Annotated in this window: 10 protein-coding genes; 3 read left to right on the forward strand and 7 right to left on the reverse strand. The window is 67.0% G+C overall.

Features of this window, described 5'->3' with window-relative positions; genetic code table 11:
- The 3 genes from AC1DR7_RS08330 to AC1DR7_RS08340 form a co-directional block, all read right to left on the reverse strand.
- Positions 1-709: transglycosylase SLT domain-containing protein (locus tag AC1DR7_RS08330; protein ID WP_478076443.1), on the reverse strand; the 709-nt coding region annotated here is incomplete at its 3' end.
- Between the two features lie 102 nt (positions 710-811).
- Positions 812-1744 (reverse strand): hypothetical protein, encoded by a 933-nt coding sequence (locus AC1DR7_RS08335; protein ID WP_457318386.1) that lies wholly within the window; start codon positions 1742-1744, stop codon positions 812-814.
- A gap of 201 nt (positions 1745-1945) precedes the next feature.
- Entirely contained in the window at positions 1946-2584 is a 639-nt protein-coding gene (locus tag AC1DR7_RS08340) for a response regulator (RefSeq protein WP_256775283.1), read from the reverse strand.
- Between the two features lie 78 nt (positions 2585-2662).
- Between AC1DR7_RS08340 and AC1DR7_RS08345 the strand changes: the two genes are divergently transcribed.
- Positions 2663-6241: an ATP-binding protein gene (locus AC1DR7_RS08345; protein ID WP_457318387.1), complete on the forward strand. Its 3579-nt coding sequence runs from the start codon at positions 2663-2665 to the stop codon at positions 6239-6241.
- A 3-nt stretch (positions 6242-6244) separates the two neighbouring features.
- On the opposite strand, the gene AC1DR7_RS08350 is transcribed toward AC1DR7_RS08345, so the two are convergent.
- Together AC1DR7_RS08350 and AC1DR7_RS08355 are read right to left on the reverse strand one after the other, a co-directional pair.
- Positions 6245-6622, reverse strand: coding sequence for a c-type cytochrome (locus AC1DR7_RS08350; RefSeq protein WP_457318388.1), 378 nt, complete (start codon positions 6620-6622; stop codon positions 6245-6247).
- A complete protein-coding gene (locus AC1DR7_RS08355) occupies positions 6622-8298 on the reverse strand; it encodes an electron transfer flavoprotein-ubiquinone oxidoreductase (RefSeq protein ID WP_478052571.1) in 1677 nt (558 codons plus the stop codon). The genes AC1DR7_RS08350 and AC1DR7_RS08355 overlap by 1 nt, the downstream gene beginning before the upstream one ends.
- Before the next feature lie 427 nt (positions 8299-8725).
- Between AC1DR7_RS08355 and AC1DR7_RS08360 the strand changes: the two genes are divergently transcribed.
- Entirely contained in the window at positions 8726-9889 is a 1164-nt protein-coding gene (locus tag AC1DR7_RS08360) for an acyl-CoA dehydrogenase family protein (protein WP_457318390.1), read from the forward strand.
- A 150-nt stretch (positions 9890-10039) separates the two neighbouring features.
- Here the strand turns inward: AC1DR7_RS08360 and trmL are convergent, their stop codons facing one another.
- Complete coding sequence (gene trmL, locus AC1DR7_RS08365) at positions 10040-10516, reverse strand: tRNA (uridine(34)/cytosine(34)/5-carboxymethylaminomethyluridine(34)-2'-O)-methyltransferase TrmL (protein WP_256775278.1); 477 nt, start codon at positions 10514-10516, stop codon at positions 10040-10042.
- 43 nt (positions 10517-10559) lie between these two features.
- Positions 10560-11027, reverse strand: coding sequence for an XAC0231 family protein (locus tag AC1DR7_RS08370; RefSeq protein WP_457318391.1), 468 nt, complete (start codon positions 11025-11027; stop codon positions 10560-10562).
- Positions 11028-11430: 403 nt separating this feature from the next.
- Between AC1DR7_RS08370 and AC1DR7_RS08375 the strand changes: the two genes are divergently transcribed.
- Complete coding sequence (locus tag AC1DR7_RS08375) at positions 11431-14295, forward strand: M16 family metallopeptidase (RefSeq protein ID WP_457318392.1); 2865 nt, start codon at positions 11431-11433, stop codon at positions 14293-14295.
- Positions 14296-14372 lie beyond the last annotated feature (77 nt).

Here is a 14372-nt window from a genome sequence, read left to right on the forward strand (position 1 = left end):
CGCCGGCGGTCTGCGCCGGCGACGTGGCCGTCTGCGTCGGGGCAGACGGTGCCTGCTGCTGGGCCGGGCGCGCGTGGCCTTCGGTGAGCGGGGCGACGTGCTTTTCGGGGATGCTGATCGCATCGTACTTGCGGTCGTAGTACTGGGCGAAGCTGGCGGCCAGGTCGTGGTCGTTCATCTTGCGCATGTCGGCACGGCTGTGGCCGGTCAGCGCTTGGACGTCATCGCCGATCTGCGCCATGATCCGCGGCCGCATGTCGATCTGCTCGCCATGGCGGTCGCGCACCACGCCGAACGTGCCGGTGGCGATCGCGGTCTGGATCGAGCCGTAACCGGCCTCGCCCTGCTGGTGCGCCAAGTACAGGTCCAGCCCGGTCGGCTTGTCTTCGCCGGACAGGTACGGATGCCCGGTGCGGTCGTGCCGCTTCTGCATGTCCGTCAGGTTGCGCTGGAACATCTCCGCGGCCGCTTCGGTGTTACGGGTCGGATCGAACTCGTGACCTTTCAGGCCGTAACGTTCTGCGGTGGACGGCAGGAACTGGAACAGGCCCTTGGCGTGGGTGGTCTTGTTCTCGGCGCGCTCGTCGAAGCGGCCGCCGGTTTCGATGTGCGCAAACCGCAGGAAATCCTCGCTCGGGATGCCCTTGCGCTGTGCGACCTGCTCGATGATGTCGAGAACTTCCTTTTTACTGTAGTCACGCTGTGCCATGACGTCTTCCTCTGGGGTTGTTGGAGCGGCCTATGCCGCAGTACGCCAACCGGACTCATCCATGAGTCTTCAACATGTCGGTCAACAGGTCCTGCTTGCTGCTTACTTCTGTACGTATGCCTTGGCGGCCGGATCGTAGGCGTAGGTCGCCGTGTCCTGCGGGCCCATCGGACGCGTTGCATCCGGCCCGTCGAAGGTGGTGCCGGTGCGGGTGACGCGGATCGCGGGCAGATCGCTGCCGGCCACGGCGCTGAAGGCCAGTTCGCCATCGCTGCCGATGCACGGCATGGCCTGGCCTTCGTCGCAGGCGGCGGCGTTGTCTTCGCCGGTGGTGACCGAGCCCAGGTAGGCCCAGACGCGGTCGTCCTGTTTGTCCTGCGCGTAGTCCGGGTTGAACACCAGGATGCTGTAGCCATCAATGCTGGTGCCGGCCTCGAAGCTGCTGGTCGGTACCGCCAGCAGCAGCTTGCCACCGGCGGTGCGGTGTTCGACCGGCTTGCGCTTGCTGTCGATGGTGGGCGGGTTGCCGTAGGCGCCGACCTTGCCGATCGAGCGTTCCATGCCCTTGAACACCCAGGGCTTGTCGGCCTTGGTGCCGGTCAGGGTGAAGGTGGCTTCGGTCAGCGTTACCTGGGTCTCCGGGCCGGCCTCGTCTTCGCCCGGCTTGCCGTACTTGGCCACGGTGTTCCAGGCAAAGCCGGTGTAGTACCTGGTGCCGCCCAGTTCGAAGGCATGGCCGAACCAGAAGGTCGCGACCGCGCCATTGGCAACTTCATATGACGTCGCGCCATCGCCGTCGACCTGGTAGATGAAATACAGCACGCTGCCGGCATCGGGCGGCGTGGCGGTAGCGGCGGGAGTAAGGGTGCTCTGCATCGGGGCAACATCCTGTCGTGGCGCGGAGGCGCCCTGTGGTGACGCGGTCGAAGGCGAGGGGCTGCATGCGCTGGCGAGCAGCGCGACCAACAGGCCGACCAACGCCACGCGCACGCGCGGACGCACAAGGCTCGGACTGACGGCGGGAAGGAAGTTCATGCGCCTCTCCATGGATCTGCGGGCATCGGGCAGGAAGGCCGACGCGTAAGACGCCCCGGCCCATGACGGGGGAGCGTGGTAGATGAGCCGGCCGATTCCTTCGACCTCGCATTAGGAACTCATCCAGCGACATCATGGCATATCTGCCAACCCCGTCACAAGGGGAGGGGAATGCGTTGAGCTAAAAGTGTGACCGATTTATCAGATTTCGCCGTCGCGCAGGTAGTCAAACAGCTCGGCATCGCCCTTCAGGCCCAGCTTCAGCATGGCATCGCCCTTTTGACGGCTGATCGTGCTGACGCTCTTGTGCAGCTGCAGGGCGATCTCTTTCACGGTCAGTCCGCTGCCGAGCAGGCGCAGCACTTCGACCTCGCGGGGCGAAAGCGGTTTGGTGCTGATCTCATCGACGTTGTGCGTGCCGATCGCGTCAATGCGCTCCTTCAGCGTGCGGCTCACGTAGGGCAAGCCGCGCTGCACGGTCTGGATGGCCAGCGGCAGTTCTTCCATCGAGGAGGTCTTGTCGACCAGACCGAGCACGCCGATGGAGACCACCATGCGCAGGATCGCCAGGTTGTTGGAGACGCTCAACATCAGCACCGGCAGGTCCGGGAAACGACGGCGGATCATGCCGATCATGGCAAAGCCGTCGGCCTGTTGGCTGCCCGGCATGGAGTAGTCGGTCACCAGCACATCGCAGGGCTGGGTGGTCAATGCGGTGAGCAGTTCGTCGGCGCTGCTGGCCTCGGCCACCACCACACCCACGCCGCTGGCTTCGATCACCGCTTTGGTGCCGATACGGACCACCGGGTGATCGTCAGCGATGATGATGCGCAGGGTCATGGACTAGTATGGTCGCCTAGGCGGACGCCGCTCGGGCCGTGCCGTGGTGGAAACATCATTCTACGGAGATAAGACCGCATGCGTACTCCGGTTGCCCGCTGGCTGTTGCTGCTGGTCCTTGCCCTCGTGCCGATGCTGGCGGTGGGGGCGGACGCGCCGGCCGCGCCGGCGTCGCTATCATCCCGCCAGAGTGAATGGCTTGGTCGGCACCCTACCATCATCCTGGGCATTTACGACAGCGGCTGGCCGCCGTTCGAATCGATGCACGATGGACGTCCGCAGGGCTTGGGTTACGACTACCTGAGCCTGCTCGCGCGGCGCCTCGGGGTACGGGTGGACGTGCGCAGGTACGGCAGCTGGGCCGAGGTGCTCGATGCCGCCTGTCGAGGCGAAATCGATGTGGTGATGAACATCACCCTGAGCGCCGACCGCACCCGATGCGTGGTTTACACCCGTGCCTACATGGATGCGCCGCTGGCCGTGGTCGGGCGCCCCGATGACACCCGCACCTCCACCGACCCGGACCTGCATGGGCTGCGCGTGGTGACCGAGCGCGACTTCGTCACCAGCGACCAGGTGCGCGCGCGCTTTCCGGCCGCGTTGCAGGTCACCGCCGCCGATACGTTGACCGCGTTGAACATGGTCGGCCGCAACGAAGCCGACGTATACATCGGCAACGCGTACGTGGCCAACATGCTGATCGACCAGCACGCGATGCGCCAGGTCACCCTGCTGCGGCCCAGCGACCTGCCACCGGAGCGTCTGCACTTCGGCGTTCCCAATGCCAAGCAGCCGCTGGCCGAAGCACTGGATGGCGCGCTCAGCGAAGTCACCCGCGGCGAACACGACGCACTGGCCCAACGCTGGCTGCATCCGCTGCAGTGGTCCACCCGGTCGCGGCTGATCCTGGGCAATGCCGAGAAGCAGGTGCTGGCCACGCCGCTGCGGATGGCGTTCGCGCCCAACGCCGCGCCGCTGGCCTTCATCGATGCCGCCGGACAGCCCAGCGGCGTGGCGGGCGACTACCTGCGCCAACTGCGCATGGTCGGCGCGCACCTGGCGCAGGTACCGGCGCACGACTGGTTCGAGGTGCGCGAGCAGCTGCGCAAGGGCGAGGTCGACGTGATCATGGGCATTCCCAATGATTCGGCCTACCTCGGGCCGGACTGGGTGTTCAGCCAGCCCTTCATCACCGTGCCCAACGTGATCGTGGTGCGCGCCGACAGCCCCTCGGTACTGGCCCTGGCCGATCTGGACGGGCGCAGCATCCTCTTGTCCGATCCCGAGCGCCTGCGCGGCTACGTGCTGCAGCACGCGCCGAATGCGCGCATCGTGCCCGCGCGCAGTGCCGAGCAGGCCTTGGCGCGGCTGGCCCACGGGGACGCCGACGCCTACATCGGCAATCTGGCCACCACCGATCGCATCGTGCGGGAGAAATACCCCGCGCAGTTGCATGTGACCGCGCCGGCTGGCTTCTCCGACCGCCTTTCGCTGGCGGTCAAGCGCCAGTACGCGCCGCTGGCGACCACCTTCGACCGCGTGCTGGTCAACCTCAGCCCGCGCGAGCATGAAGCCATTCGCGGTGACTGGCTGTCGGCCGAGTACCACAGCGAGGTGGACTGGCGTTCGATCGCGCGCTGGGCGGTGCCGCTGGCGCTGGTGCTGCTGACCGCCATCCTGGTGCACGGCTGGGGCTACTGGCGGCTGCGCCGTGAGGTCGGCATGCGCCGGCGCCTGGAGCAGCGCCTTGCCGGGGTGACCGACAACCTGCCGGCCACCGTGTATCAGGCGCGGCGCGACAGCCGTGGCGAGTTCTCCTTCCCGTACATCGCCGGCGACCTGGAAGCGCTGTTCGGCTTGAGCGTGGCCGATGCGATGGCGGACGAGAAGCGGCTGATGGCCTGCATCGATGCGCAGGATCGCGAGCGTGTCCGCCAGGCGCTGGACCACGCCGCACGCGATTTCGCCGCGCTGGACATCGAGTTCCGCACCAGCCCACACGGCAGCCTTCGTTGGGTGCGCTCGCGCGCGCTGCCCTACGCGGTCGATGCCGGTGAAATCCTGTGGAGCGGGTACTGGGTGGATGTCACGGAGGCACGTGCACAGGCCGATGCGCTGGCTGCCGCCAAGGCTGCGGCCGAGCACGCGACCGCGGCCAAGTCCGATTTCCTGGCCACGATGAGCCATGAGATCCGCACGCCCATGAGCGGAGTGCTGGGCATGCTTGAAGTGCTGGCCCATACCCCGCTCGATGGCGAACAGCGGCGCATCATCGCGGTGATCGAGGACTCGGCGCAGATGCTCCGGCACATCCTTGACGACATCCTGGACTACTCGCGGATCGAAGCCGGCGCGCTGCGCCTGGAACTGCAGCCGCTGGCGCTGCGCGGCCTGCTCGACAACGTGCAGCAGCTGCTGTCGCCGCAGGCCGCGGCCAAAGGGCTGACACTGCAGCTGCAGGTCGATGTGGCGGTGGCGCCGATGCACCTGGGCGATGGCATGCGCCTGCGCCAGATCGCGTTCAACCTGCTCAGCAATGCCATCAAGTTCACCGAGCAGGGCGGCGTTGCCATCGCGCTGGGCGTGACCGACGAGGAGGATGGCGCGCAGCGGCTGCGTCTGGCGGTGACCGACACCGGTATCGGCATCTCACCGGGGCAGCGCGAGCGCCTGTTCAAGCCCTTCGCCCAGGCCGATATCGCCACCACCCGCCAGTACGGTGGCACCGGGCTGGGCTTGAGCATCTGCCAGCGGCTGGTCGCCTTGATGGGCGGCAGCCTGGAACTGCACAGCGTGCCCGGGGAGGGTACTGAAGTGGTGGTGCACCTGCTGTTGCCGCGGGTGCCGGCGATGGAGTCCGATGCGGCCCCGGCACGCGACGGCGAGCCGTTGGGTGCGTTGCCGGAGACGCTGCGGCAGTACCGCGTGCTGGTGGTGGAGGACCATCCCACCAACCAGGCGCTGATGCGCTGGCGGCTGCAGCAACTCGGCCTTGCCTACGCGCTTGCCGCGCAGGGGCAGGACGCGCTGGCGCTGCTGGAGCAGGAACACTTCGACCTGGTGATCACCGATTGCCGGATGCCGGTGCTGGACGGCTACGCCATGACCCGGCGCCTGCGCGAACGCGAACTGGAGCGCGGCCTGCCGCGGATGCCGGTGATCGCATTGACTGCCAGCGCGCTCGCCGAAGACCTGCAACGCTGCCGCGAGGCCGGCATGGACGATCTGCTGGCCAAGCCTGTCGCGCTGGCCACCTTGCGCCAGGTGCTGCTGCGCTGGCTGCCCGGCCACGAGGAAACGCCGGTGGCCGTCCCGCAGGCGACACCGTCGGGCGCGATGCCGACGCGCACGGCGATCGTGCAGCGCTTCGGTTCCGAGCATGTGGCCGGCGTGATGATCGAGAGCATGCGCAGCACCACCGAAGAGGACCTGCGCCGCGCCCAGGCGGCTCGCGCGCAGGGTGACAGTGACACGGTGGCAGAGGTGCTGCACCGCATTGTCGGCGGGCTGGGCACCCTCGGTGCCGGTGTGCTGGTGGAACAGGCGCGTTCGCTGATGCAGCAGGTCGGCGTGCACGGCGTGGATGCCTGCGGCGAGGAACTGGAGCGCTTCGATGCCGCCCTGCGCACTTACCTGGCGTCGCTGCAACAGGACTGACGGTCAGCGTGCCTGCTGCAGGTACTCGATGACCTGACGCCGCCGTTCCGCATCGGCGGTGGCATTGACCATCCGCGACCCCGGCACAACGGCGGCCGGCGCGCGCAGGAAGGTATCCAGGGTGTCCGTGCTCCAGGTGATGTCGGCCTGGCGCATTGCAGTGGAATAGGGATAGTCGGCCAGGCTGCCGGCGCGACGCCCGACCACCCCGTGCAGGTTGGGACCGAAACGATGCACGCCACCCGGGGTGACGGTGTGGCATCCGGCACAGATCGCGAACGCGCGCTGCAGCTGCTGTTGATGCACCTGCTCGGGCGTCTGCGCAGTGCGCGTGCACGCACACAGGCACAGCGCGACCCCGAGCAGGCAGGCGTGTCGCATCACATGCCCGTGTAGTTCGGGCCGCCACCGCCCTGCGGGGTCACCCAGACGATGTTCTGGGTGGGGTCCTTGATGTCGCAGGTCTTGCAGTGCACGCAGTTCTGCGCATTGATCTGCAGCTGCTCCTGGCCCTGCGCACCGACGAATTCGTACACCCCGGCCGGGCAGTAGCGCGCTTCCGGGCCGGCATACTCGGCCAGGTTGATCCGCACCGGCACGCTGGCGTCCTTGAGCGTGAGGTGACTGGGCTGGTCTTCGGCATGGTTGGTGCTGCTCAGGAACACCGAGCTGAGCTTGTCGAAGGTGAGCACGCCATCGGGCTTGGGATAGACGATCCTGGCGTGCTTGTCGGCCGCCTCCAGACAGGCGTGGTCCGGGGTGCTGTGGCGCAGCGTCCACGGCGGGTTGCGGATGCCGAGCTTGGGCAGCAGCCACTGCTCGATGCCGGTCATCAGCGTGGCCACGGTCTGGCCCTTCTTGAACCACTGCTTGAAGTTCTTGGACTGCTTGAGCTCCTCATGTAGCCAGCTGGTCTCGAACGCGGCCGGGTAGGCGCTGAGTTCGTCGTGCTGACGATCGGCGGCGAGCGCATCGAACGCTGCATCGGCGGCCAGCATGCCGGTCTTGATCGCCGCATGGCTGCCCTTGATCCGGCTGACGTTGAGGAAGCCGGCCTCGCAGCCGACCAGCGCGCCACCGGGAAACACCGTCTTGGGCAGCGACATCAGGCCGCCGGCGGTGATCGCGCGCGCGCCGTAACCAATGCGCTTGCCGCCTTCCAGGTGCTTGCGGATGGACGGGTGGGTCTTGAAACGCTGGAATTCTTCGAACGGGCTCAGCCACGGGTTCTTGTAATCCAGGCCGACCACGTAGCCGATCGACACCTTGCCGCCGTCGGCGTGGTACAGGAACGCGCCGCCATAGGTGGCGTTGTCCAGCGGCCAGCCGGCGGCATGCACCACCAGGCCCGGCTCATGCTTGGCCGGATCGATCTGCCACAGTTCCTTGATGCCGATACCGTAGGCCTGCGGGTCCTTGCCGGCATCCAACTGGTAGCGCGCGATCAACTGGCGGCCAAGGTGGCCGCGCGAGCCTTCGGCAAAGATCGTGTACCTGGCATGCAGTTCCATGCCGCGTTCGAAATTGGGGCCGGGGGTGCCGTTCTTTTCGATGCCCATGTCGCCGGTGGCCACGCCCATCACCGCGCCTTCGGCGGTGTAGAGGACTTCGGCGGCGGGGAACCCGGGGAAGATCGACACTTCCAGCGCTTCGGCCTGCTGCGCCAGCCAGCGGGTCACCTCGCCCAGGCTGACAATGTAATTGCCGTCGTTGTGGAAGCACTCCGGCAGCAGCGCATGCGGGGTGCCGCGCGCGCCGGTTTCGCTGAGGAACAGGAACTCGTCACGGGTGACTTTCTGCTTCAGCGGCGCGCCGCGCTCGGCCCAGTCCGGGAAGAGCTCGGTCAGCGCGCGCGGGTCCATGATCGCGCCGGACAGGATGTGCGCACCCGGCTCGGAACCTTTCTCCAGGATGCACACGGACAACTCGCGGCCGGCCTCGATCGCGCGCTGGCGCAGGCGGATCGCGGTGGCCAGGCCGGCGGGGCCGGCGCCGACGATCACCACGTCAAATTCCATGGCTTCACGCGGGGGCAGGACGGGGGTCTCTTCGCTCATGGGGGTGCGTAACTCTTGGGTAGTGCCGTCGGCCAAAGCCGCTGGCGGTTGCCTGGGAATCGCGCGCGCGGCAGACGGCGCAACTACTGGATCAGGTGTGCAGGGTAGCCGGACGCGGCGTTTCCGCCTAGATCGCCGACGTTGACGCCACGTGAGTGCGTGCTTCACGCATGCCGATGGTGCGGCGCACCAATGCCGATGCGCCCGCAATCTTGAGTGGGGGTAGCGCCACGTGTCGTCCGCTGCGCACGGCGCTCATGGCGCCTGCCAGCCAGCCAGCCACGCACGGCGTGGCTCTACCTGGGTGGGCCGCCGGCAGCACCTGCGGTCGCGTCATTGCCGCGGCCGTGCTGCGGCGTGCCTTGGCCGGATGCGGTGCAGCGACCACAATGGCCCCCTGTTTGATCGCCTTCATGCCCGGGTAGCCATGTCACTGAATCCGTACGACCTGTTTGATGTCCGCGCCCTGCTCACCGATGAGGAGCGTGCCGTGCAGGACACGGTGGCGCGCTTCACCGACGCGCGCGTGCTGCCGATCATCGGCGACGCGTTCGACCAGGGCCGCTTTCCGGACGAGTTGATCCCGGAAATCGCCGCGCTCGGTCTGCTCGGCTCCAGCCTGCCCGAGCAGTACGGCGGTGGCGGGCTCAACGCGGTCAGCTACGGCCTGATCTGCCAGGAGCTGGAGCGCGGCGATTCTGGCCTGCGCAGCTTCGTCTCGGTGCAGAGTTCGCTGTGCATGTACCCGATCTTCGCCTACGGCAGCGAGGAACAGCGCACGCGCTGGCTGCCGGACATGGCCGCCGGCAAGGTGATCGGCTGCTTCGGCCTGACCGAGGCGCATGGCGGTTCGGATCCGGCGGCGATGAAGACCCGTGCGGTACGCGATGGCGGCGACTGGGTGGTCAACGGCAGCAAGATGTGGATCACCAGCGGCCCGGTGGCCGACATCGCCATCGTCTGGGCGCATACCGAAGACGGCATCCAGGGTTTCGTGCTGGAGAAGGGCATGGCCGGTTTCACTACCCAGGAAATCAAGCACAAGATGAGCCTGCGTGCCTCGCTGACCGGTGCGCTGTTCTTCGACAACGTACGCGTGCCAGAGCGCAACCGCCTGCCCAACGTGCAGGGCCTGAAGGGCCCGTTGGGCTGCTTGAACCAAGCCCGATACGGCATCAGCTGGGGCCCGATCGGGGCCGCGGTGGCGTGCCTGGACGAGGCGCTGAACTACACCAAGCAACGGGTGCTGTTCGGGCGCCCGGTGGCGGCCACACAGAGCGCGCAGATCAAGCTGGCCGACATGGCCCGGCGGATCACCACGGCGCAGTTGCTGGCGCTGCAGCTGGGGCGGTTGAAGGATGCCGGGCAGCTGCATCCGCAGCAGGTCAGTCTGGCCAAGTGGAACAACTGCCGCATGGCGATAGACATCGCGCGCGAATGCCGCGACCTGCTCGGCGGCGCGGGCATCACCACCGAACACATGGCGATTCGGCACGCGCTGAACCTGGAATCGGTGATCACCTATGAGGGCACCGAGACCGTGCACCAGCTGGTGATCGGGCGCGAGCTGACGGGCATCAACGCGTTTTAAGGGTGTCGGCTTAAGGGTGTCGGCGGTGTCGGGAGCCGGCCAGCGGCCGGCACTACCGTTGAACGGGCCACTTGAGCAACGGTCAGGTGCTACGCGGCCGGCAGGTGCCTGTGTCACCGGTAGGTGCCGACCGTTGGTCGGCACGGCGTGCTATTCCCCGCCGGCGAACCCGTTCTGGCGCCATGCCTCGTACATCACCACGGCGACCGTGTTGGACAGATTGAGGCTGCGGTTGTCCGGCTGCATCGGCAGGCGCAGGCGCCGACCATCGGGGAGTGCGTCAAGCAGGTCCTGTGGCAGGCCGCGGGTTTCCGGGCCGAACAGGAAGGCATCGCCGTCTTCGAACTGCTGGGTGTCGTAACGCACGCTGCCGCGGGTACTGAGGGCGAACAGTCGCCGGGGTGCGATGGTCTGCAGGGCGGTAGCCAGGTCTGGATGCACCTGCAGTCGAGCGTATTCGTGATAGTCCAGGCCGGCGCGTTTGAGCTGCTTGTCGCTCAGGTCGAAACCGAGCGGCTCGATCAAATGCAGCCGCGCGCCGGTGTTGGCGCAGAGGCGGATCACATTGCCGGTGTTCGGCGGGATTTCGGGTTGGAACAGGATGACGTGGAACGTGGGCGCGGTCATCGCCGCAGTTTACGCGGCTGCTGCGCGTTACCGCAGCAACCGGTTACGGACGGACCAGCACCTGGACAGCGGTTTCCAGCGCCAGGGCCTGCAGATCGGCGGCCGACGGACGCACCTGCAGGGCCGGCAGGTTGACGATCACGTCGCGGGCGACGGCGGTGGCGGCGGCGGTCAGGGTGGCGACGTAATCGCGATCGTTGACCTGTTCGGCAGCCAGGGCCTGGCGCTGTTCGGCGGTCGGGCGCACTTCCACCGAGGCCAGCGTGGTGACGCGGCGGCTGCCGGCCAGTTCGGCGCGGTAGTCGGCAATCAGGCCAGCGGTCGGGCGGACTTCCACCAGGGCCAGGGTCGGGATGGCGCTGCTGCGCTCGACCTCGGCCTGGGCAATCTGGTCGGCCGACGGGCGGACCTGCAGGGTATCCAGGGTGGTGATGGCGGCGGCCTGCACGTTCGAAGCAAACGCGGAACCGGCGGCGAGGGCGATGGCGATGGCGAGGATCTTGGTGTTCATGGCGGGCCTGTTTAGTGTTGGTGGGCAGTGGTGTGGTAGTAAGGTAGTACACCGGTTCGGGGCTTGCAAGAACAATCTGCACTTTCTTTATTTTGTTCAGCGCGGAGTCAGTTTTGTTCTGTTCTTCGCGTTGCCCCACCCAGTACCAAGCAGGCGCCGTGCCAACTTTTAGTGGTTGATTTAAAAGGGTTTTGTGTTTGATTCAGGGTGTCCGCTGTCCGGACACCTGTCCGCGCCGGGCGCGCCTTGGTCCGCGGCCTGGTGCTCAGCAATGAGTGAGCAGGCCTATCAAAGGCGCCCAGGGGCAGGAAGTTCCCCGATACCGGCAATGACTGTTGGCGGATGCCGCGGGTGCCCGCCACGCGCTAGCATCGGTCTTCACTTTCATGACCAAGGAAACGGAATGACCGTCCAACTCCGCCCGCGTGCCGCGCTGCTGGCTGTAGCGCTCTCCGCCGCCCTGGGCAGCTTCGTGCCGGCGCCTGTGCTGGCCAAGCCCGCCACGCCGGCCAAGGTGGACATTCCGTTCGAGCAGTTCACCCTTCCCAACGGCCTGCGCGTGGTGGTGCACACCGACCGCAAGGCCCCGATCGTGGCGGTGAACATCTGGTACCACGTGGGCAGCAAGGACGAACCGGCGGGGCGCACCGGCTTCGCGCACCTGTTCGAACACCTGATGTTCCAGGGCAGCGAAAACCACAACGGCGAGTACTTCGAGCCCTTCAAGCAGGTCGGTGTGACCGGCCAGAACGGCACCACCAACACCGACCGCACCAATTACTTCGAGAACGTGCCGACCACCGCGCTGGACATGGCGTTGTGGATGGAGTCAGACCGCATGGGCCATCTGCTGGGTGCGATCGATCAGGCCGCGCTCGACGAACAGCGCGGCGTGGTCCAGAACGAAAAGCGCCAGGGCGAAAACCAGCCTTACGGGCAGGTCTGGGAAAAGCTGACCCGCGCGATGTATCCGGAAGGCCACCCGTACCACCACAGCGTGATCGGGTCGATGAACGACCTCAACGCGGCGTCGCTGGATGACGTCAAGACCTGGTTCCGCACTTGGTACGGCCCCAACAACGCGGTGCTGGTGCTGGCCGGCGACATCGACTTGGCCACCGCCAAGGAAAAGGTCGCCAGGTACTTCGGCGACATCCCGGCCGGTCCGAGCATGGCCCAGCCGAAGGTGGACGTGGCCAAGCGCGAGAAGAGCACGCGTGAAGTGATGACCGACAAGGTGCCGCAGGCGCGCATCTACCGCGCCTGGAACGTGGCCCAGGTCGGCACCACCGACCTGGACCAGCTGCAGCTGTTCGCCCAGGTGCTCGGCGGTGCCAAGTCCTCGCGTCTGGACCAGCGCCTGCTGCACCAGGACAAGCTGGTGGACAACATCAGCGCCGGCGCCTACAGCTCGCAGCTGGGGTCCAACTTCGTGGTGATGGCCACCGTGAAGCAGGGCGTGGACCCGGCCAAGGTCGAAGCGATCATCGACGAGGAAATCAAGCGCCTGGTCAAGGATGGCCCGAGCGCCGATGAACTGAGCCGTGGCAAGACCGCCTTCCGGGCCGGCTTCATCCGTGGCATCGAGCGTATCGGCGGCTTTGGCGGCAAGGCCGATGCGCTGGCCGAATGCACCGTGTTCGAAGGCGATCCGGGTTGCTTCCGCCGGTCGCTGGCGACCATCGATGCGGCCAGCGCCGACGACGTGCGCAGCGCCGGTGCCAAGTGGCTGGGCGTGGGCGACCACACGGTGGTGGTGGAGCCGGGCGCGCGCGTGGCGCTGGCCGAATTGCCGTCCGAATCGCCCAAGCCGTTCACCGTACCGGCCGTGGATCCCAAGTTCACCACCCTGCCCAAGCAGGTCGACCGCAGCACCGGCGTACCGCAGACCAAGACCTTCCCGGAGCTGAAATTCCCGCAGCTGCACCGCGCCACGCTCAAGAACGGCACCCAGGTGATCCTGGCCGAACGCCACGACATTCCGGTGGTGCAGTTCAGCTATGAATTCCCCGGTGGCTTCACCGCCGACCAGGGCCGCAAGCAGGGCACCGCCAACTTCACCATGGACCTGATGGGCGAAGGCGCCGGCAAGCTCGGCGCACTGCCGTTCGCCAACGCCGCCGATGCCCTCGGCGCCAGCCTGGGTGCGTCGGCATCGCTGGACAGCGCCAGCGTCTACCTGTCGGCCTTGAAGGAAAACCTGGCCCCGTCGCTGGCCCTGTATGCGGACATGCTGCGCCAGCCGCGCTTCGAGCAGGGCGAGATCGACCGGGTCAAGGCGACCTGGATCGCCGGCATCCAGCAGGAGAAGGTCAACCCCAGCGCGGCGGCGATGCGCGTGATGCCGACCCTGTTGTACGGCGCCGGTCATCCGTACGCGATTCCGTTCACGGGCAGTGGCAATGAAGCCGACATCCAGTCGCTGACCCGCCAGGACCTGGTCGATTTCCACCGTGACGCGCTGCGTCCCGAGCAGGGCACGCTGATCGTGGTCGGCGACACCACCCTGAAGGAAATCGTGCCGCTGCTGGAGCGTCAGTTCGGTGACTGGAAGGGCCAGGGCACTGCCCCGCCGGTCAAGGCGCCGGTCGACGTGGCCCGCCCGACCCACGCCCGCGTGTACCTGATCGACCAGCCCGGCGCCGTCCAGGCCAACCTGTTCGCCAGCCAGGTGGTCCCGTCGGCGATGGATCCGGGCAGCACCCGCTTCGACATCGCCAACGGCGTGCTCGGCGGCGACTTCACGTCGCGCCTGAACATGAACCTGCGTGAGGAGAAACACTGGTCCTACGGTGCCGGCAGCAGTGCCAGCAACACCCTGGGCCAGCGCCCTTGGGGTGCCCGTGCGCCGGTGCAGATCGACAAGACCGCCGAGTCGATGCGGGAAATGCAGAAGGAGATCCGCGACTTCGCCAGTGGCGCCAAGCCGGCCACTGCCGCCGAAGTGGCGCGCATCCGCAACATCCAGACGCTGAGCCTGCCCGGCGCGTATGAAACCGCCAGTGCGGTGCTGGGCACCATCAGCGGCATCGTGCGTTACCAGCGTCCGGACGACTATGTGTTCAAGCGCAAGGCCGAGATCGAGGCCATGACCCCGGCGCAGGTGCAGCAGGCGGCGGCCACGCTGGACCCGAACACCCTCACCTGGGTGGTGGTCGGTGACCTGAAGCAGACCGAGAAGGAGGTCCGCGCGCTGAACCTGGGCGAGGTCCACGTGATCGATGCAGATGGCAAGGTAGTGCCGGCCGCTGGCCGGCAACCTCGCTGACCTGCCGAAGCAGGGGGCCGGGCTTCGGCCCGGCACCCCATCACCCCCGATTCAGCCGTTTCCCGCACACTCCTTTC

The sequence above is a fragment of the Stenotrophomonas sp. P5_A9 genome, from assembly GCF_056400525.1.